The sequence below is a fragment of the Achromobacter sp. EG18 genome (genome assembly GCF_059759395.1).
Genome location: NZ_CM186213.1, coordinates 1362779 through 1383281 on the forward strand (window position 1 = coordinate 1362779; position 20503 = coordinate 1383281).

Sequence of the window (20503 nt, forward strand, 5' to 3'; positions counted from 1 at the left end):
GGGCTCGCGCTGGAGTAGACTTGCGTGTTCATCGCCATCGCCGGCGCGCAGCCCCAGGAGTTCCCATGTCATTGGAAAATCACTACACCGCCATTCTCGAAGCACTGGGGGAAGACCCATCCCGCGAAGGCCTCGCGGACACGCCGGCGCGCGCGGCCAAGGCCATGCGCCACCTGTGCCGCGGCTACAACCAGAATCTGGAAGAAATCGTCAACGGCGCCCTGTTCACCTCCGACACGCGCGAGATCGTGCTGGTCAAGAACATCGAGCTGTATTCGCTCTGTGAGCACCACATGCTGCCCTTCATCGGCAAGGCGCATGTGGCCTATCTGCCCAACGGCAAGGTGCTGGGCCTGTCCAAGGTGGCGCGCATCGTCGAGATGTACGCCCGCCGCCTGCAGATCCAGGAAAACCTCAGCCGCCAGGTGGCCGAGGCGGTGCAGTCCGTCACCGGCGCCGCCGGCGTGGCGGTGGTCATCGAGGCCCAGCACATGTGCATGATGATGCGCGGCGTCGAAAAGCAGAATTCGTCGATGGTCACGTCGGTGATGCTGGGCGAATTCCACGACAACCCGTCGACCCGCGCCGAGTTCCTCAGCCTGATCCGCTGAAGCGCGCCTGGCGTCGCCCGGAAATGGCCGGCCCCTCCGGGACCGGCTTTTTTGTCGGCGCGCGAAGCAAGCGCTAGCGCGGTTCGTTCCGCACGACCATCCAGATGCCGCACGCCGACACGGCCGTGCCCACCAGCATCAGCCAGGACAGCGGCTCGCCGAACATGGCCCAGGCCCACACCAGGGTAACCGCCGGGCTCAGGTACAGCACGCTGGCGACACGGGTGGGAGACGAGCGCCGCAGGCAGATCCAATACAGGCCGTAGCCGCCCAGCGTCGACAGCACCGCAGTCCACAGCACGCTGAGCGCGAACCCCGCGCTGGCAACCGGCAGCAGGCTGCCTTCCCTGCCCGCCAGCGCGGCGAAGGCCACCGCCGAAATCGCGCATTGCAGCCACAGACTGGACAGCAGCCCCATGGACGCGGGGGAATCGGCCTGCTTCTGCCACAGGGTGGCCAGCGCCAGCGACAGCATGCCCAGCAACGGCAGGCCGTAGGTCCATGGCGGCGTCCCGCCCCAGGCCAGGGCATCGCGCGTGACCAGGATCACGCCCAGCAATCCCAGCAGCAAGCCCAGCCAGGCGCGCCTGTTCAGGCGCTGGCCGAGCAGCCCCGCGCCCAGCAGCGCCGTGCCGATCGGCAAGAGGTCGGCGATCAGCGCGGCCACCCCCGCCGGCACGCCGTATTCGATGCCCTTGGCGACGCCCGCCAGGTAGCCGGCCATCGCCAGCAGGCCGATGCCGGCGTGGCGCAACAGCAGCGCCGCTGGCGTGCGCCGCAACGGACCCGCCACCCAGGGCAGCAGCGCCAGCGCGACCAACACGCAGCGCCAAAACACGACCAGGAAGGCCGAGCCGTGGTCGATGGAAAAGCGCGTGCCGACGAACCCCGAGCTCCAGGTCACGACCAACGCGGCCTCAAGCGCCAACAGCGGCACGGCGGCCGAGGTGGTGCGCCGAACCGCGATTGGCGCGGAGGCGGCGTTGCAGGCATCCCCGCGGGGCGTGGCAAGGTGGGGCATCGATGGTTTTCTCATGACCTTGACCTTAAGGCCAGGCCATAATCAAATAAATCAAAATATATTTGCCGCCTCGTTCACAAAATCGAAATCATGAACCAATCACTGGATATCGACCTGCTGCGCACGTTCCATGCCGTGGCCCGGCTGGGGCAATTCCGCGCCGCGGCCGAGCACGTCCACCGCAGTCCGGCGGCGGTCAGCGTCCACATCCAGCGGCTGGAGGCCGTGGTCGGCGGCCGGCTGCTGGAGCGCGACAACCAGTCGGTGACGCTGACGCCCCTGGGCCAGCGCGTACTGGGCGGCACGGCCGAGCTGCTGCGCGTGCACGACCGGGTACTGGGCGGCATCCAGGGGACGGCGCTTGCCGGGCGTATCAAGCTGGGCCTGCCCGACGAGTACGCGGCCCACGTCATCCGCGACATCCTGCCGCTGTTCGCCGCGGACTGGCCGGGCGTCGTGCTGGAAGTGACGACGGCGCCCAGCCTGGCGCTGCGCGACCAGGTCGGCCGCGGTCGCCTGCATCTGGCGCTGGCGGCGCAAGCGATGGCCCGGCGGCCGGACCCGCAGTCACTGGCCTGGACCACGCCGGTGTGGGTGGGAAGCGCCAGGCTGGGGACGCCATTGCCCGATCCCCTGCCCTTGGCCCTGCACGCGGCGCACTGCCCCTACCGGGAGGCAATGACCACCAGCCTGGATCGCGCGGGCCTGGCCTGGCGGACGGTCTTGAGCAGTCCGTCGAACCAGGCGGTCGAAGCCTGCGTCGAGTCGGGCCTGGCCGTCAGCCTGATCGATCGCTCGCGGGTGACAAGCGCCATGCGGGTGCTGGACACGCTGCCGGCCATTGCCGCGCATGAGATCGTTCTGCTGCGCGCGGCCTCGGCGCAAACCGCCCCGGCCACCGACCTGCTGGAACAGACCCTGCGGCGGCATTTCAGGCTCTAGCGCGACGAGCGGGATCGCCGGTCACGGCGAGACCTGCCGGCAAGGGTCCGCCCGGCTCGCACCCTTTTTCCGCCCGCTCTCCCCCAAAAGACGTAGGACGCCCGGGCCGCCGCCCCAAGGCGGGGCAGCCCCCTTGGCTCCTATCGAATACGGCATCTGGCCCTAGCGCTGTGGCCCCATCCGGGCAAACTGGCACCACAGGCCGCACCGGCACAAGCCGGTCGCGTCGGGGCGCGGCCCATTCTCTCCCGGAGATCACCATGAACGCGTTATACCGCCTCATCCGCCGCGGCATCCTGGCCGGCCTGGCCGCCACCCTGCTGGCCGCGCCCGCCCACGCCCAGACCCGCCTGACCGTGGGCTACCAGCTCATCGTCGGCCCCTTCCTGACCGCCATCGCCGACGGCAGCTTCGATGCCGCCCTGAAAGACGCCGGCTACCAGGTCGACTGGCGCCAGTTCACCTCCGGCGGCGACATTTCCACCGCGCTGGCCTCGGGCAACGTGCCGGTCGGCGTGCTCGGTTCCACCGGCATCACCTCGGCCGCCACCCGCGGCGTCGACCTGCAACTGTTCTGGATCCTGGACAACATCGGCAAGTCGGAAGCGCTGGTGGCGCGCAACGGCTCAGGCATCAACGGCACGGCCGACCTGAAGGGCAAGCGCGTCGCCACGCCGTTCGTGTCGACCTCGCACTTCCACCTGCTGGTGGGGCTGGAACAGGTCTGGAAGATCAACCCGCGCGACGTGCGCATCCTGAACATGCAGCCGCCGCAGATCGTGGCGGCCTGGCAGCGCGGCGACATCGACGCCGCCTACGTCTGGCCGCCCGCGTTGACCGAGATCGAGAAGACGGGCAGGGTCATCGCCGACTCCGAAGCCATCGGCCACGCCAGCGTTCCGACCTTCGACGGCCTGGTGGTCGACCGCGCCTGGGCCGCCAAGAACCCCAAATTCATGGCCGCCTTCACCGCCGTGCTGGCCAAGTCGTACGCCGCCTATCGCGCCAACCCCGCCGCCTGGACCGCCGACTCGGCCCAGGTCAAGAGCATCGTCAAGCTGATCGGCGGCAAGCCCGACGACGTCGCCACCGCGCTCAAGCTGCTGACCTTCCCCACCGCCCAGGAGCAGGCCTCGCCCGAATGGCTGGGCGGCGGCAAGGAATCGGGCGCGGCGCGCGCCTTCGCCGCCAGCGCGAAATTCCTGAAGGACCAGAAACAGATCGATAAGGCGCTGGCCGACTACAGCGCCCACGTCACCGACCAATACGCCAAAGCGGCCGCCAAATAGCCGCGGCAACGCGCCGGACGCGCGCCGCAAGCCGCGTCCGGTCCCGGCGCCCCGCCTGGCCCGCGGGCGCCGCACCATGCAAGGGGACCTCGCATGACCTCACCCGCCACGCCCGCCGCGCAGGCCCTGCGCGCGGACCACGTCAGCGTCACCTACCCCGGCCTGCACGACAGCGGACCGGTGATCGCGCTGCAGGACGTCAACCTGACCATCGAGCCCGGCGAATTCGTCGTCGCGCTGGGGGCCTCGGGCTGCGGCAAGACCACGCTGCTGAGCCTGCTGGCCGGTTTCCTGTCGCCCACCGACGGCGAGATCACGCTGGGCGGACGCCCCATCATCGGCCCCGGCGCCGACCGCGGCGTGGTGTTCCAGAAGCATGCGCTACTGCCCTGGCTGAACGTGCTGGAGAACACCGAATTCGGCCTCAAGCTGCAGGGCGTGGACAAGGAGACGCGCCGCGCCCGCGCGCGCCGCAACCTGGAGCTGGTGGGCCTGAAGGATTTTCACCGCCACATGATCTACCAGCTGTCCGGCGGCATGCAGCAGCGCGTCGGCATCGCCCGCGCCCTGACCTGCGATCCGGCCATGCTGCTGATGGACGAGCCGATGGCGGCGCTCGACGCGCTCACGCGCGAGACCATCCAGGAGCTGCTGCTGGATATCTGGCGCCAGACCGGCAAGATGTTCTTCTTCATCACCCATAGCGTGGAAGAGGCGCTGTTCCTGGGCTCGCGGCTGATCGTCATGTCGCCGCGCCCAGGACGCATCACCCACACCTTCCAGCCGGACTTCAACCGGCGCTACCTGGAGACGCGCGATGGCCGCGGCATCAAATCAAGTCCCGACTTCATCGCGATGCGCGAGCAAGTCCTCGGCATCATCTATGGCGACGAGCTTGCCGCCTCCGACGCGCAGGCCGTCCATGCCTAGCGGCCTGGGCGGCCGCCGGCCCGCCGCGCCGGGCAAGGTGTATGGCGCGCCGGGCGCCGGCTACAGCGGCCACATCAGCCTGCTGACCAGCATCGCGCTGCTGGCGCTGTGGTTTTTGGCCACCAATGCCGGCTGGGTCAAGCCGCTGTTCCTGCCATCGCCGCAGGCGGTGTACGGCAAGTTCGTGTCGGCCATGACCGAGGGCGTGGCCAACTCGACCCTGGCCGAGCACGCCATGGCCAGCCTGACGCGGGTGTTCTCGGCCTTCTTCCTGGCCTGCGCCACCGCCATTCCGGTTGGCATCCTGATGGGGGTGAACCGCTACGCCCGGGGCATCTTCGATCCGCCGATCGAGTTCTACCGCCCGCTGCCGCCGCTGGCCTATCTGCCGCTCATCATCATCTGGTTCGGCATCGGCGAATTCCCCAAGATCCTGTTGATCTACCTGGCCATCTTCGCGCCCATGGCGATCGCCGCGCGCGCCGGCGTGCGCTCGGTGTCGATCGAGCAGATCCACGCCGCCTACGCCATGGGCGGCAGCCGCATGCAGATCGTCTGGCACGTGATCCTGAAGGCCGCCATGCCCGAGATCTTCACCGGCATGCGCATCGGCATCGGCGTGGGCTGGACCACGCTGGTCGCCGCCGAGATGGTGGCAGCGGATCGCGGCCTGGGCTTCATGGTGCTGAACGCGGCGCAGTTCCTGGCCAGCGACACGGTCATCATGGGCATCATCGTGATCGGCGTGTTCGCTTTTGCCTTTGATCTGCTGGTGCGGTATCTGGAGAAATTCGCGATTCCGTGGAAGGGGCGGATTTAGGGCGGTCTTGCCCATGGTTCATCCGGAATGCCCAGGAAAGGGGCTTCTGTCGGCAGGCGTTGCGCCAGTGGAAAGGCTACCCGGCATCTGGGTATGGCGCACGCTTGCAATGAATGCATGTACACGCCTACTGCCCAGGACGCATGAAATAGCCATCCAGCTCCCGTACATCGCTCACGGCCAGCGTTCCCGTCAGTTGCCGGACCTTCAGGCCAGCCAGCAAGTACCCATAACGGGCCTGGGCCAGATTCTTCAAGGCATCGAAATAGCGCTGCTCGGCATCCAGCACGTCCGCGTTGACGCGCTCGCCGCCCGCCACGCTCTTGCGCACCGCCACGGTCAGCTCGCGCGCGGACTCCACTGTCAGCTGATACGCCCGGAGCTTGGCGACGCTGCTGTTGTACAGATTGAACTGCTTGCGTAGTTCGTTGAGCACTTCCCGCGTCTTGGCGTCGTTCTCATAACGCAGCCGGTCGCGGTTATCCACGGCCTGCCTGACCGACGACGATACGCCGCCACCGGCGAAGATGGGGATATTCACCTGCAGGCCGACCGAATTCGTCATGTACTTCTGGCCGTAGGTGCTTTCAGAGCTTGATTTGTCGCGACCGGCGCTGGCGTAGGCGCTGACCTTGGGCATATGACCGGCGCGGGCCTTGCCGATCGCGTGGTCCGCCGCATCCGCCGAATAGCGCAGTGCGGTCAGTTCCGGGTTGTACGCCAGCGCCTGCGCGCGCCAGTGTTCGAAGTCGTTCGGTACCAGCGGGCGCACCGCGAACTTCGGGCCCAGCGCGTCCAGGTCGGCGGCGACTATCGGTTCGCCCACCATGGCGGCCAGCGTATTCAGTGCTGCGTCCAGGTTGTCCTGGGCTTCGATTTCCTGTGCCAGGGCCAGGTCGTAGCGAGCCTGCGTCTCCAGCACGTCGGTGCGGTTGCCTTCGCCGGCCGCCAGCCAGCGCTCGTTCTGCGTCTTCTGCGCCTCGTAGGCGCGCTTCTGCACCCGCACCAGGTCGATCTGGTCGATGGCGTACAACGCATCCATGTAGGCTTGCGCCACCCGCACCGCCAGTTCCTGGCTGCGGCTGCGGAAGCGTTCGTCGGCATGGCGCGCCTGGGCCACGCCGTAGTAGTAGGAAGAAATAGCCTCGTAGTCGAAGATGGGTTGCTGCAGCGTCAGCGAGGACGAGTTGCTGCGGTAGTTGCGGTCAGTGGTCTGCTCACCGAAGAAGGTGGGCTGGGTCACCTCCGAGCGATTGCGTGCGTTGCGGTATTGGAATGAAACGTTCGGCAGCAGACCCGCGCGGCCCTTGTTGCGCTCTTCCAGGCCGGCGTCACGTTCCTTGCCGGCGGCCAGATAGGCTGGATCGTTCTCCAGCGCCATGCCATAGAACTGCATCAACCCGGCGGCGCCGACCGGTGGCGCGCACAGGGCCAGCAGCAGGCTGGCACACCACCTGCCCAATATGGGCCGGACACCGCCCGGGAAAGACGTCAATGCCTGTTCCATCAGCGCTCGCGGATGCTTTCCGCACCGTACTGCAGCAGCGGATCCAGGAAATACTCGATGACCCTGCGCCTGCCCGTCTTGATTTCCGCCGTCACCGCCATGCCCGGCGCCAGTCGGATGTCGGCGCCATTGACCGCGATGGTCGAGCGCGCCATCTCGATGCGCATTGAATAGACCAGGCCCCGCTTCTCGTCATTGATGGCATCATCGGACACCGACTTGACCGTACCCGGCACGATGCCGTACTTGGTGTACGGAAAGGTCTCCACCTTCACTTCGGCGTCCAGCCCAGGCACGACGAAGCCCACGTCCTTGTTCTCCAGGAAGGCCTCTATCTCCAGCACGTGCTCCTGTGGCACCACCAGCATCAGCGGTTGCGCTTCCGTCACCACACCGCCCACCGTGCGGACAGCCAACTGTTGCACCGTGCCGGACACCGGCGCGTTCAGGCGGGTCAGATGCTCGGATTGGCGGGCCTTGACCAGATCCTGCTCCAGCAATGCCATACGCTGGCGAGCCTCGTTCAGGCGGTTTAGGCTGGCGTGCCGGGCATCCGCGCGAACCGTCTCTCGCTGCTGCCGGGCCTCGGCGATGGTCGCTTCGATCTCTTTCAGGCGACTGCGCTGCATGACCAGGTCCGACTCCTGCTCTATGCGTTCGCGTTCGCGCTCCAGGTAGGCATTGCGCGCCACGTATTGATCGCCGGCCAGTTCCTTGAGCGACTCCGCCCGCTGGCGCGCGATGGGAACCGTGCGCTCCAGTTTTCGTGTCAGCGCCTGCGTGGTCTGTAGCTCGGCCTGGCGTCGTACGATCTCGGCATCGATGCCGGCGAGCTTGGCCTGCAGCGCCAGGAACTCCGCGCGAGCCAGCCGCCGCGCGTCCTCGGTCATACGCGAATCCGCCGGCACGTGATCCAGCACGGGCGCGCTGCCTTGGTCGATGGCGATCAGCATGGCTTCGGCATGGGCCGCCTGCAGCGCCCAGGTCTGCAATTCATTGACGATGCGCTGCTGCTCGGCCCGCGTCACGGTGCCATCCAGTTCGATCAGCAGGTCGCCCGCCCGCACCGCCTGCCCCTCGCGCACGTGAATGGCCTTGATGGTGGCGGTGCCGATGGGCTGCACCACCTGCGTGCCCTCGCTGGGAATGATCTTGCCTTGCGCCGTCGCGACGATGTCCACCCGCCCCAGCACGGACCACGCCAGCGCCAGCGCCGCAAAGGCGATCAGCAGCCACATCGCCACCCGCGGCGCCGGCGATACCGTCTGCTCCTGCAAGGACAGCGCGGCGGGCAGGAACTCGGCCTCATCGCCGCGGTAGCGCGTACGTTCCCGGGATTTTCGCTCGCGCCAGGAAGACGCGAACACCGCGCCATACCGGCGCGCCAGGTCGCGCCACGCACCCATTGCATGTCCCAGTCCCATCACTATCCCTGCTGCATGCGATACAGTGCGGCGTACTGCCCCTGCTCGCGCTGGACCAGATCGACGTGCGAACCTTCCTCGACAATATCGCCACGATCCATCACCACGATGCGATGCGCTTCCTTCACGGCGGAAAGGCGGTGTGCAATGATCAACACGGTACGCCCGCGGCTGATCTCCCGCATGTTTTGCTGGACAATGCGTTCGGACTCATAGTCCAGGGCGCTGGTAGCCTCGTCGAATATCAGGATGCGCGGATTCGACAGCAACGCGCGCGCGATGGCAATGCGCTGGCGCTGCCCGCCCGACAGCGTGGCGCCATGTTCTCCCACCATGGTGTCGTAACCTTCCGGCAGCTCGGCGATGAACTCATGGGCGCCGGCCAACTGGGCCGCCCGCATCACCTGCTGCAAGGGAATACCTGGGTCGCTGAGCGCGATATTGTCGCGGATGCTCCGGTTGAACAACACGTTCTCCTGCAGCACCACACCGATCTGCCTGCGCAGCGAGCTGGCATCGATGGTGGAGATATCGACGCCGTCCACCAGCACCCGGCCTTGCTCGGGTTGGTACAAGCGCTGTACCAACTTGGTCAGCGTGCTCTTGCCCGAACCAGAACGGCCGACGATGCCCACCGTCTCGCCCGGCCGCACCCGCAGCGACACGCCGCGCAATGCCGGCTGGGCGCCGGGCCGGTAGCGGAACTCGACCCGGTCGAATTCGATGCCGCCCCGCACCGGCGGCAGGGCCGGCCTGGGCGTGTGCACTTCGGTACGGGTGTTGAGAATGTCACCCAGCCGCTGCATCGAAATCCCGACCTGCTGGAAATCCGTCCACAGTTGCGCCAGCCGCATCACCGGCCCCGCGACGTTGCCCGAGAGCATGTTGAACGCGATCAATTGCCCCACGGTCAGTTGCCCATCGATAACCAGCCTTGCGCCCAGCCACATGGTTGCCACGGTCACCAGCTTGCTGACGAAGGTCACGCCGCCATTGGCCACGGTACCGATAGCGGTCGTGCGGAAGGCCGCTTTGACGTAGGCCGCCAGCTGGTTATCCCATTTGCGTATCCACTGCGGCTCCACCGCACTGGCCTTGACCGTCTCCACGCCGCTTATCGTTTCCACCAGGAAGGACTGATTCTCCGCGCCGCGGTTGAACTTTTCATTCAGCCTTGCCCGCAAAGTGGGCGTGAAGGCAAGTGACAACACCATATAACACGGCAAGGATGCGACCACGATCAACGTCAACCAGACGCTGTAGTAGGCCATAACGGCCAGGAACACGATGGAGAAAAACAGATCCAGCACAACCGTGATGGCGTTGCCCGTCAGGAAGGAACGGATGTTCTCCAATTCCCGCACCCGTGCCACGGAATCGCCCACCTGCCGCGCGCGAAAGTAGCCCAGCGGCAGATTCAGCAGGTGCCGGAACAGGCGGGCGCCCAGTTCCACGTCGATGCGGCTGGACGTGTGCGCGAACACGTAGCTGCGCAACGCCGTCAGCACGACTTCGAACGTCACCACCGCCAGCAGCCCGACCGCGATCACATCGAGCGTCTTAAAGCTGCGGTGCACCAGCACCTTGTCCATCACCACCTGAAAGAACAACGGCGTCACCAACGCGAAGAACTGGATGACGAAGGACACCAGGAACACTTCGAGCAGCAGCTTGCGGTAGCGCACCACCGCCGGGATGAACCAGCTGAAATCGAACTTCGCCAGCGCGCCAGAGATCGAGGCGCGCGAAGCCATCAGGATGAGTTCGCCGGTCCAGACCTGCTCCAACTCGTCCAGCGTCAGCTCGGTGGGGCCGCTTCGGCGCGGATCCTGGATCAGTGCCTTGCAGCCATCCACGCGCGCCAGGATGAAGAAATTTCCGTCAGCGCCGCGACCGATGGCCGGCAGGGGCGTGGTGCCCAACCGGCCCGCCCGCACCGTCGCCTTGCGTGCGCGCAAGTCAAGCTTGCGCGCGGCCAGGAGGATTTCTGTCGCGCCGAACGGCGTGCCGGCGGCGCGGAACTCGTGAGAAAGCTGGTCGGCATCGGCTGCCACCTGGTGATAGCGGGCCAGCATGGTCAGGCAGAGCAGGCCGGTGTCGGGCGCCGCACCTGACGCGCCAGGCGGACGGGCGTCCGCCGGCGGGCCGCCCGGCCCACCGGATGCGTCTTCGATATGCTTCATGCCGCCGCCTGCCGCCCGCTTTCCGTCATTGCCAATTGGCCGCCAACACCGGGTTCAATGCCGCCGCGTAATCCGGCGGCAGCGTGGTGACGCCGCTGGCGGGCGGCGCCATACCGGCCATCGCGTTCACCAGATTTTCGACCTTGGTGTCCAGCAGGAAGCGAGCGCCAGCCTGGAATTTCTCGATACGATGCTGCTCGCCAGCGTACCAGCGCTCCACCGTCACCCGGTTCTGCGTGCCAATGACGCTGACCTCCAGATCCTCGCCAACGCGCCGAAACCAGAGCTGGTCAAAGCTGCGGCCACCCAACACGGCCACGTCGATGTCACCGGGATCGGACTCGGTCTCTATGATTCGGTCTTGTCCGAACTCCTGGGCGAACAGATAGCGGTCGCTGCCCAGGCCGCCAATCAGGATATCGTCGCCGCCCATACCATTGATGAGATCGTTGCCTTTTCCCGCGCTCAGGACATTGGCGGCGTTGTTGCCCAGCAAGGTGTTCGTGGCGTCGTTGCCTGTGCCGTTTATGGCTCCGCTGCCTTTCAACGCCAGGCCTTCCACATGTTCCGGCAGGGTGAAGCTGATCGTCGACTCCACGCGATCACCGCCCTCACCCGCCAGCTCGATGATCCGGTCCAGCGGGCTATCGATGTAGTAGACGTCATTACCCTTGCCGCCGATCAGCGTATTCGCGCCAGTCCCCCCATGCAAATGGTCATCGCCATCGTTGCCGATGAGGATGTCGTCGCCGTCCAGGCCCCACAGCACGTCGTTGTTGGATGCCCCTTCCAGGATATCGTCGCCCGCGGTGCCGCTCAGCGTCAGCGGACCGTTGACTACACCCGTCCAACTTGCCGACATTACCGTCTTCAGCGCCAGCGCCTGCGCGGCCGTCAAGGCGGACTGCCCGGGCGGCGGCGGCGTCATCGCCGCCATCGCCGCAACCAGCGCTTCCACCTTGTCCTCGCGCAGGATGGCTCCCTGCGTGGTGGTGAACTGCTCGACACGGTAACGCGCTCCCAGGAACCAGTTGCTGATAGTCACGCCGCCAGCGGTGCCGATGATGCGCACTTCCAGATCGTTGCCCAATCGGCTGAACCAGAGCTGGTCCGCCGCGACACCTGCGCCGAACGCCACCACATCGTTGTTGCCGGCGGTGTCGTCGTCCTCGATGACGCGGTCCATGCCGCTGTCACGCGCAATGACGTACCTATCGTTACCGTCGCCACCGATCAGCGTGTCGTCGCCGCCGCCGCCGTTGAGCGTATCGTCCCCGCCGCCGCCGTTCAGCGTGTTGGCCGCGCCATTGCCGAGCAGAAGGTTGTTGCCGCCGTTTCCGGTGCCGTCAATGGCCTGGTCGCCTTCCAGATGCAGGTGCTCGACATTGTCGGCCAGCGTATAACTCACGGTGGCGAATACGCGGTCCGTGCCTTGATCAGGCAACTCGATGATGACGTCATCGGCGCTGTCGACATGGTAGACGTCGGAGCCCGCGCCACCCACCAGCGTGTTCCGGCCCGCGCCTCCGTACAGATGGTCGATGCCGTCGCCCCCGTACAGCGTATCGTCGCCATCACCGCCATGGAGCTTGTCATCGCCGCCGTGACCGTACAGCGTATCGTCTCCGGCGCCGCCGATCAGCACATCGTTGCCCGCACTACCCTCCAGTTTCAGCGCCTCGGGCCGTGTTAGGCCCCAGGCCGTCTTGACCGCCGGCCACAGCGCACTCTGCTGCTCCGCCGTCAGGGCAGCCAGCGGAACGGTCGGCGACAGCGCGGCCATCGCATCCACCAGCGCCGACACCCCCGCTGCGTGCAGGAACGCGCCGCTGGCCGTCTGGAAGATTTCCACCTGGTATTGCGCTCCGAGGAACCAGTTCGTGACAGTAAGCCGGTCCGCCGTGCCGGGCATGGCAACGATTAGGTCGTCGCCGGCACGAGAGAACCACAATTGCTGGACCCTGATGCCAGCGCCGAACAGCACCGTGTCGGTATTGCCCGCCGTCAGATCATTCTCGACGATGCGATCCACGCCATAGCCCAGGTCGAACAGGTACGTGTCATTGCCGGCGCCGCCGATGAGCACGTCGTTACCGCCGCGTCCATCCAGGATGTCGTTGCCCCTGCCACCGTCGAGCACGTTGTCCAGCGCGTTGCCGGACAGTTTGTCTGCATAGGCCGAACCCGTGACATTCTCGAAGTTCGAGAGGGAGTCCACACCGCCCAGGCCGTTCTGCGCGCTGCCAGTCGCCAGATCCATCACCACGCCGGCGCCCGCTCCGGAATAGTCGACGGTATCGATGCCCGCGCCGCCGTCCAGCGTGTTGTTGCCAGCTCCCCCCGCAATGCGGTCGTTGCCCGCGCCCCCCTGGATCACATTGTTCTGCGAATCGCCCAATAGCACGTCGTCGTGCGAACTTCCGGTGAGGTTGCCCGTATGCAGATAGCCGTCCGCGGCGCGCGTGGTCAGCGAGTCCAGCTTGATCGACACGCCCGCGCCCATGCGGCTGAAATCCACGGTGCGCACGCCCAGCAGATTGTCGTAGAAGGACAGATCCGCCAGCGCCACGCCGTTCAGCCGTACTTGCGCCGCCTGTCCGCCCGCCGTGGCGTAGGACAGGACCACACCGTTCGCGCCGATCGTGACGTAGGCGCTATCGCCACCGGGCTGGAGCAACCAGATCCGGTCGGCTGACAGCCCGGTGCCAAAGCCCAGCACATCATCGACGGTGCCCGCCGCGGCCTGCGCGAACAGGAACACGTCCCGGCCCGCGCCCCCCACCAGGCGGCGGTTGGCGCCGCTGCCGGCAACCAGCAGGTCGCCGCCCGCGCCCGCCTGCACCGTCTGCCCGCCCGCGGCGTAGTGCGCCTGCTGGCAGTTGTCCAGGCCGCGCAGCGAATTGACGAAACCGCCCGCTAGCCGGACCGCGTTGTTGTAGGCGTTCGTGCCCTGCTGCCACAGGGCGAGAAAAGCCTGGTACCGGGCGCTGTCCGTGCTCGAATAGAACGAGGTTTCGTAGTCAATCCAGAAGCTGTCCGTCGTCTTGCGATACTTCGCCGGCGGCTCCACGCCGGCCAGGTACTGGCGATAGGCCGCAAGCTGGGACTGCATCCCGGCAAGCGTCGCACCGTAGGCCTGGTAGTTGTACAGCGCGGTCCAAAGCTGCGCGCTGAATTGTTGCGCGGCCTGCGCCGCCGCTGCGGTAGACGTGGCCGTCGGCGTCGTGTTCGAGGCCACCGCGGCATTCAACGCTGATTGCCTGGCGGTGAACGCGCTGTCGTAACTGGCCGTATACGCGCCCAGCTGATTCATGCTGCTCATGAGCTGGTTGCCATGACCAAGCAAGGCGCTGACCAGACCGCTTGGCCCTTCCTTCAGGGAATCGCGGGCGCTGTAGCCCGTCATGTTGCTGGTGAGGCGCACGTTGTAGTAGAACCGGCCGGCCTCGGCGCCGGACAGTTGCACATAGCTGGTGACGTCCGACGGGCGACCCAACAGCGGATTGGGATTGCTCCAGTCAAAACGGGACAGCGTGATCAACTCGCCCGCCTCCAGCGACGAGGTGTAGCGATACAGGCGCCAGCCTTCCGGAATGAAGATGGGCGTCACGGCAGCCCCCTGCTGGTTCGCAGCGGCAAGGTAGCTGTTCAGATTATTGCGGTCTGAGGCAATGGAGCTGGCCACCGCACGCACGTCGGCCAACGCACTGGCGATCTTGCCGCTATTGAGCAATTGGCGGGCTTCCAACGCAACGTCGACCGGCTCTCCCACGACGGGCAGCTCGTAATCGCTGCGATAGTGCGGCGCGATGCTGTCCAATGGAGGGCGCGGCTGGCCGACAAGCGGATCGAAACCGGGGTTGGCCTGGCGCCAAGCGTGCATGGACTCGACCAACGACTCAATAGCCGCCGCGTCCAGACGCAAACCGCCCTGCAATTCCAGGATCGCCACCTTGCGGAACGCCTCCTGGTACCAGCCTTGCAAGGCGAGCGTATCCTTCGTGCCCAGGATGCGGATCAACAGATCATCGCCGCGCCGCTCGTACCAGAGATCGCCAACGCCGATGCCGGCCGAGACACGGATCATTGAACTCGCCCCGCCGTTGGCGGCGATGCCGTTCTGCACGGTATCAGAGCCGTATCCGCGGCCGAACACGTAAACGTCATTGCCGCCGCCGCCCACCAGAAGATCGTCACCAGCTCCGCCATCGAGCCGGTTGCCGCCACCATTGCCGGTCAAGCGATCGGCCCAGCCCGAGCCGACCAGGTTCTCGATACCGGCCAGCGTCGATCCCAGGTCGTCGGAGCCGGAAACAAGGCTTGCCGACACCGCCCGCTGCCACTGCGCATAGGACACCGTGTCCGATCCGCCGCCGCCGTCCATGTAATAGCCCGTGCCCGTCACCACCAGGGTGTCGTGGCCTGCGCCGCCGCGCAACACCGTCTTCCAGGCGCCACCGATCAACGTATCGCCATAGTTCGATGCGATCAATTCGTTGGCATGCACCAGGCCATCGAACAGCAACGGCCGCGCCAGGCTGCGCACGCCCGCCGCGCTGTCATTGGCGAACGAGATGGAGGTCACGCCGGTCAGGTTCGCGTATAGATCGAACCGGGAAATATCGGCGCCGGTCAGGAGCACCCGCTTGCCACCCGCCGTCGTCAGTTCGACGCCGTCGGCCACACGGCGCATGTAGACCTGATCGCCCAGGCCCGCCAGCTGGACCTGATCGCCACTTGTCCCGGCCTGAAAGCCGTACAGCGTCGCGTTCCCGGCGGACGCCGTGAAAAGCAGATGATCGGCGCTGCTTGACAGCGAGAAGTGGTTTTCGCCGGCGCCCGCGATCATCAGGTTAAAGCCATTGGCCAGGGACACCGTCTCGCCGCTGCGTCCAAGGTAGGCGCGGGTATAGCCGGCTGACTGCGCAAAAGCGGACAACAACTCGTCAATGACGATCTTGCGATCCGCAGCGTGCTGCAGCGCCTTGCCGTAAGCCGTGAAAGTGGCCGATGCAAAATCCGCGTCACCTGGAGAATGGAAGGTCGCGCCACCAGGAAGATGGCCGGTGTATGAAGCATTTACCGGAACCAGCGCATTCAAGGCGACGCGCAGTTGTTCCAGCCGGCCCGTCAGCGCCGCATTCTGTGTATGAGCCTGCCAGAACGCGCCGACCGCGTCACTCAGGCTCGACGCCGCGGACCTGGCCGTGGCGATCGCTTGCAGTCGATGCGCATCCTGCCCCGTGATGTTTGCCACCATCGCCGCCGACGCGGCGTCGATGGCCCGGCCAAACGCGCTATCTTCCTGCGCCACCGCGGAAGCGATGACCTGATCGGTGCCAGCGCTATCCTGGATCCAGTTGACCATGTCCCGGCCGGCGGTGCTTCCGAAGAGGACATTGCTCGAGGTGTACATCGCGATCAGCGAGGTATCGGGCAGCATCAGCACGGGATTCGGATATCCCTGCGTCGTCTTGTAGCGCTGGGTCTGCATCCATTGCCGCAGCGACGCCAGGTCGGCGGAAAAGTCCTGCCGGGATGCGTTCAAGGCAATGCCGGCCGCTTGCGCCTGGCCGCGCGCCAGCGCCCCATAGCCCTTGAAGAAATAATCCGCATAAACCGCGGCGGCGCCGTTCAGCACTTCGTAGCCAGAGCCCGACGGGATCTGTGCGTCAGCGGCCGTCCGCAGACTGAATGGCCGTATCGGCTCCGTGCCATTGCCGAGGACCACGACAGTGATGATCGACGCCCTGCTGTCGTACCAGCGTTGCTGGTAGATCGAACCCAGGGCCTGGTTTATGGCGCCGTTCTGCGACCAGCTTACGTACATGCCGTTCAGGATCGTGCCTTGCAGCACCACGGGCGCCCAGCGGTCGCTGACATTGCCCAGCGCCAGCCGGTCGGCCAGGTAGGCCAGGCTCTGCGCATTGTCGTTGACGCCTACCACGCCCTCTGCCGTTACCATGCGCGACTGGATCCGGGGCGCATCCGCCGCTACCTTGCCCGATACGGTACGGGCGGCGAAATCGGCTGAAGTCGACTGGATGAACGCCGCCGGATCGCCCGAAACAAACTGCTTGCCGCCCATCTGCATTCCGGAAACCGAGATGTTGCCATCCGGTGCGACGGTCCATTCCATACCGGTCTTGGCCAGGTCAGAGCCATCACCGTTCTGCCAGCGCACTTTCATGCCGGTCCGGTCTATCGTCACCGTTCCGCGCAGTGTGCCCGCCATGCTCTCGACGACCACGCCCTCGCCGTCCATGCGCACATTCGCGCCTGGCGGAATCGACCCCACCTGCACCCCCTGGACGACGATGGATGAAGCGCCGTCCTTGGAAAACAGAATGACGGGTTCGAATGCGGGACCCTGATCTCCACCCAACGAACCGCGGATATAGGCACGGCCGGAGTCATCCACGCCATAGTCGGCCACGGTGCTTGCGTCAACCACGACCTTGGTCTGGTCGGCGAGGGAGGTGAAAGCGACGTGCCTGTCGTCGATGGTCTGGATGTCGACCAGGTCGGAGAGCGAGGGCAACGTACGCTCTCTGAATACGCTCAATGCCTTTTGATAAGCGGAATCCAGTGCATCGGGAATACCGGAAAAGGCATTCTTGACGCTATCCACAGCAGCGCGAAAATCCAATGACTTGTCGGAGACTCCGGCGACGACAGCCCAAGCGGTCAGTGCTGAGCTAATAACCGCAGAGGTGACCGCGATTGTTGCTGCCAGGGGAAGAGCAGCCGGAACAGCCGCAGCCGCAGCCGCGATCCCGACAAGACTCACCACGCTGGACATCGCGGCAGCAAAATCCGACACCTTTATGGTCCCCGGTGCCGTGTCAGTGAATGTCTTCCTCATGTTCAAGACAGAGGAGGAAAGGGAAAGAACGGTCGCCCCCGCATTCACCGGCATAAGTACAGACTTTCCAATCATCTGCACGACGCCGACCCCCACCTGGATCAAACCCGTCGCGGTACCGTAAAGTCCCAAACTGGTACCGCCTTGCCCCTGCGTGACGGGGAGAATATTTATCGGCGTCGTGTAGTACGCCAGAAAAGAGTCCAGCGTACGAAGTGCTGCCTTAACCGAATCCGCGCTCATTTCTTCTCCTCACCCTATCTACCCACTCGCAAAACAGAAGCCCTAGCAGCATCAGAATGAACGCAAATAGCGCGTCCTCCTTAGCACTTTCCTTTTCCGATCGAAGCTTTTTCTCCAAATATCCGGCTGGCAATTGACTGGCCCCTTCGTACCGTATGTCAACCACTCTTCTAACGGAGTCAAACAAATGAGCGGGCTGGTGGAACCAGAGAACAGTGACTATCTTCCCTTCCAGAAATTCGCGCCTTTCGACGCCTTCGGCGAGATGAAAACAACTGGGATCCGCATTTAGATACAGCCCGCCGCAGGTGTAGTCATCTCCATTTATCAGAAGCATGTAACCATGCTTCATCCGGTATTGAAAATGTGCCGCCCCTTCCGACTCAAGCACTTCCTCGTGGCTCGGGGGCTTGCCAAAATAGGAGTATCCGAAAGGGATGCCAAAGGCGAAGAGATATCCGAAAAGAAACATCAGCCGCAGGCCATTCCTGCCGCCGATTTTCTTTGGAATTTTTTTCAGTCTCTGCAACACTTCGCCTCTCGCAATCGCTCACACGCACAAGCCAGCGCGTGAGGTCGGAGAGGATACGAAAGGCAATTGAAGGAATAATGACAAGATCCAACGTAACAAGGAAAACGCTGTCACAATCGGACACCTCGCGCGCATTACGAACATGGCACGATCACATGCGAAAAAGCCGGCGTGCTTAGCGCACGACGGGCTCTCACCCAACGTCCGCCTCGCCGATTATCTAGCTAAATATCGGCACGATGCCTATTCAGATCTGCTCCGGAGCCGATCAGGCCCGCATTCCGTCCAGGCGGAAGCCGTCCGACACCCACGGCGAACCGTTCCATTTCCTGCCAGCCGCGCGCCAATGGCGTGCGCCGGCAGGGCAATCCCGCATTCCTTCGGCCGCCGCCGCTCCTCTATCCTGGGGCTCTGTCCCTGGTCGCGCCCAGGCCTTCGCGCCCGCGCCGGCCGGGACGCGCCGCCACTACAAGGAGCCGCCATGTCCAGCCAGGCCTCGATGCTCAAGCCTGTGTTGTGGGAACGCCTGTTTGAACGGGAAAGCGCCCCCAACCTCAGCCTGCAGGGCCGTGTGCGGCAGATGCTGGTGTCGGCGATCCTCAGCGGCCACCTGCCGCCGGGCGCGCCGGTGCCGTCCAGCCGCTATCTGGCGGACCAGTTGCGCATCGCCCGCAACACCGTCGTGTTCGCCTACCAGCAGCTGGTCAGCGAGGGTTACCTGGAATCGCGCGAGCGCAGCGGCCATTTTGTACATGACGGCGTGCTGGAAGGCCGCGCCGCGCCGCCCGCGGCGCAAGCGGATGCGGCGCCATCCGCCGACCAGGTGCGCTGGGACGAGCGGCTGCGCTTTCGCCCCAGCCGCCAGCGCAACATCGTCAAGCCGCGCGACTGGCAGAAACAGCCCTACCCCTTCGTCTACGGCCAGTTCGACCAGGACCTGTTTCCCACCGCCGAATGGCGCGAATGCTGCATCAAGGCCCTGTCGGTGCTGGATATCCGCAGTTGGGCGCCCGACCTCATCACGCATGACGATCCCGCGCTGATCGAGCAGATCCGCACCCAGGTGCTGCCGCGCCGCGGCGTCTGGGCCGATGCCGAGGAAATCGTCATCACCGTCGGCGCCCAGCATGCGCTCTATCTGCTGGCGGACCTGCTGGTCAACGAGGACACCGTGGTCGGCATGGAAGACCCCGGCTACCCCGATGCGCGCAACATCTTCGCCAGCCACACGCGCCACCTGCTGCCGCTGCCGGTGGACGACCAGGGCCTGCGCACCGGCACCCACCTGCTGGGCTGCGACTATGTGTTCGTCACGCCCGGCCACCAGTGCCCCACCACCGTAACCCTGTCGCCGGCACGGCGCGAGGAACTGCTGACGCTGGCGCGTCAGGCCGACAGCCTCATCATCGAAGACGATTTCGAAAGCGAAAGCCGCTGGGGCGACGGCGCCATCCCGGCGCTCAAGAGCCTGGACCGCGACGGCCGCGTGATCTACGTCGGCAGCCTGGCCAAGTCGTTCGCGCCCGGCCTGCGCATCGGCTATATCGTCGCGCCGCGCGAACTCACCGCCGAGCTGCGGGCGCTGCGCCGCCTGATGCTGCGCCATCCGTCCGCCTACATACAGCGCGCGTTCTCGTTGTTCATCTCGCTGGGCCACCACCATTCGCTGCTGCGGCGGCAATCGCAGGCCTATCAAAAGCGCGGCGCGGAACTGGCGCAGGCGCTGGCGCGCTCGCTGCCCGACTTCACCGCCGTGCCCATCACGGGCTCGTCCTCCTGCTGGCTCGAAGGCCCGGCATGGCTGGACGCCACCGAGCTGGCGCAGGCCGCGCTGGCCGAAGGCGTGGTGGTCGAACCGGGGCAGGTGTTCTTCATGGACGCCAGCGGCGCGCCGCGCAACTTCCTGCGCGTCGGCTTCACCTCGATCCGCGCCGAGCATATCGGCCCGGGCATAGAGAAACTGGCCCAGGTGGTGCGCCGTTTCCGTTTGCGGGCGGCGGCTTGAAAAGGCGCTGAGACGGGATCAGTCCCATTTATCGGCTGATTTAACGCCGGGCTCACCAAACTCGACTTCAATCAGATTTCAGCAAGTGCGCGCAAGCGGGATTCCCTTGGAAATCCTGCTTGCGCGCTTGC

General features: G+C 65.5%; 12 protein-coding genes. 6 read left to right on the forward strand and 6 right to left on the reverse strand.

All coding sequences use genetic code 11. The features are described 5' to 3' along the window. The first annotated feature begins 65 nt into the window (after positions 1-65). A complete protein-coding gene (gene folE, locus AC6CR5_RS06450) occupies positions 66-611 on the forward strand; it encodes a GTP cyclohydrolase I FolE (protein ID WP_006387205.1) in 546 nt (181 codons plus the stop codon). Positions 612-684: 73 nt separating this feature from the next. Here folE and AC6CR5_RS06455 read toward each other — a convergent pair whose 3' ends face one another. After that, positions 685-1632, reverse strand: coding sequence for a DMT family transporter (locus tag AC6CR5_RS06455; RefSeq protein WP_316310604.1), 948 nt, complete (start codon positions 1630-1632; stop codon positions 685-687). A gap of 90 nt (positions 1633-1722) precedes the next feature. Between AC6CR5_RS06455 and AC6CR5_RS06460 the strand changes: the two genes are divergently transcribed. The 4 genes from AC6CR5_RS06460 (at position 1723) to AC6CR5_RS06475 (ending at position 5613) form a co-directional block, all read left to right on the forward strand. Further along, the gene (locus AC6CR5_RS06460; RefSeq protein ID WP_498085368.1) at positions 1723-2574 is read left to right on the forward strand and encodes a LysR family transcriptional regulator; all 852 of its coding nucleotides are present in this window, start codon (positions 1723-1725) and stop codon (positions 2572-2574) included. A gap of 260 nt (positions 2575-2834) precedes the next feature. After that, positions 2835-3863 carry a taurine ABC transporter substrate-binding protein gene (gene tauA, locus AC6CR5_RS06465; RefSeq protein WP_155865989.1) on the forward strand — a complete coding sequence of 343 codons (1029 nt, stop codon included), beginning with the start codon at positions 2835-2837 and terminating at the stop codon, positions 3861-3863. Between the two features lie 93 nt (positions 3864-3956). Beyond that, positions 3957-4793, forward strand: coding sequence for a taurine ABC transporter ATP-binding protein (locus AC6CR5_RS06470; protein WP_020927892.1), 837 nt, complete (start codon positions 3957-3959; stop codon positions 4791-4793). Further along, entirely contained in the window at positions 4786-5613 is an 828-nt protein-coding gene (locus tag AC6CR5_RS06475) for an ABC transporter permease subunit (RefSeq protein ID WP_020927893.1), read from the forward strand. Before AC6CR5_RS06470 ends, AC6CR5_RS06475 begins: the two co-directional genes overlap by 8 nt. A gap of 127 nt (positions 5614-5740) precedes the next feature. Here AC6CR5_RS06475 and AC6CR5_RS06480 read toward each other — a convergent pair whose 3' ends face one another. Genes AC6CR5_RS06480 through AC6CR5_RS06500 form a run of 5 tightly spaced genes read right to left on the reverse strand, consistent with a single transcriptional unit; the run spans position 5741 to position 18364 of the window. After that, positions 5741-7108, reverse strand: coding sequence for a TolC family outer membrane protein (locus AC6CR5_RS06480; protein ID WP_478220139.1), 1368 nt, complete (start codon positions 7106-7108; stop codon positions 5741-5743). An 11-nt stretch (positions 7109-7119) separates the two neighbouring features. Next, a complete protein-coding gene (locus AC6CR5_RS06485; protein ID WP_498085369.1) occupies positions 7120-8526 on the reverse strand; it encodes an HlyD family type I secretion periplasmic adaptor subunit in 1407 nt (468 codons plus the stop codon). Between the two features lie 20 nt (positions 8527-8546). Further along, a complete protein-coding gene (locus tag AC6CR5_RS06490; protein ID WP_498085370.1) occupies positions 8547-10727 on the reverse strand; it encodes a type I secretion system permease/ATPase in 2181 nt (726 codons plus the stop codon). A 25-nt stretch (positions 10728-10752) separates the two neighbouring features. Then, positions 10753-17835: a calcium-binding protein gene (locus tag AC6CR5_RS06495; protein ID WP_498085371.1), complete on the reverse strand. Its 7083-nt coding sequence runs from the start codon at positions 17833-17835 to the stop codon at positions 10753-10755. Continuing rightward, positions 17816-18364, reverse strand: coding sequence for a hypothetical protein (locus AC6CR5_RS06500; RefSeq protein ID WP_131726995.1), 549 nt, complete (start codon positions 18362-18364; stop codon positions 17816-17818). Before AC6CR5_RS06500 ends, AC6CR5_RS06495 begins: the two co-directional genes overlap by 20 nt. Before the next feature lie 484 nt (positions 18365-18848). Here AC6CR5_RS06500 and pdxR point away from each other — a divergent pair, with 484 nt between their 5' ends. After that, a complete protein-coding gene (gene pdxR, locus AC6CR5_RS06505) occupies positions 18849-20372 on the forward strand; it encodes a MocR-like pyridoxine biosynthesis transcription factor PdxR (RefSeq protein ID WP_020927898.1) in 1524 nt (507 codons plus the stop codon). Positions 20373-20503 lie beyond the last annotated feature (131 nt).

What these genes read in the sequence shown, in the direction of transcription:
- AC6CR5_RS06495 (WP_498085371.1), bottom strand. Translation starts at nt 17,835, where the DNA reads ATGAGCGCGGATTCGGTTAAGGCAGCACTTCGTACGCTGGACTCTTTT.
- AC6CR5_RS06455 (WP_316310604.1), bottom strand. Translation starts at nt 1,632, where the DNA reads ATGCCCCACCTTGCCACGCCCCGCGGGGATGCCTGCAACGCCGCCTCC.
- AC6CR5_RS06470 (WP_020927892.1), top strand. Translation starts at nt 3,957, where the DNA reads ATGACCTCACCCGCCACGCCCGCCGCGCAGGCCCTGCGCGCGGACCAC.
- AC6CR5_RS06475 (WP_020927893.1), top strand. Translation starts at nt 4,786, where the DNA reads ATGCCTAGCGGCCTGGGCGGCCGCCGGCCCGCCGCGCCGGGCAAGGTG.
- pdxR (WP_020927898.1), top strand. Translation starts at nt 18,849, where the DNA reads ATGTCCAGCCAGGCCTCGATGCTCAAGCCTGTGTTGTGGGAACGCCTG.
- AC6CR5_RS06460 (WP_498085368.1), top strand. Translation starts at nt 1,723, where the DNA reads ATGAACCAATCACTGGATATCGACCTGCTGCGCACGTTCCATGCCGTG.
- tauA (WP_155865989.1), top strand. Translation starts at nt 2,835, where the DNA reads ATGAACGCGTTATACCGCCTCATCCGCCGCGGCATCCTGGCCGGCCTG.
- AC6CR5_RS06485 (WP_498085369.1), bottom strand. Translation starts at nt 8,526, where the DNA reads ATGGGTGCGTGGCGCGACCTGGCGCGCCGGTATGGCGCGGTGTTCGCG.
- folE (WP_006387205.1), top strand. Translation starts at nt 66, where the DNA reads ATGTCATTGGAAAATCACTACACCGCCATTCTCGAAGCACTGGGGGAA.
- AC6CR5_RS06490 (WP_498085370.1), bottom strand. Translation starts at nt 10,727, where the DNA reads ATGAAGCATATCGAAGACGCATCCGGTGGGCCGGGCGGCCCGCCGGCG.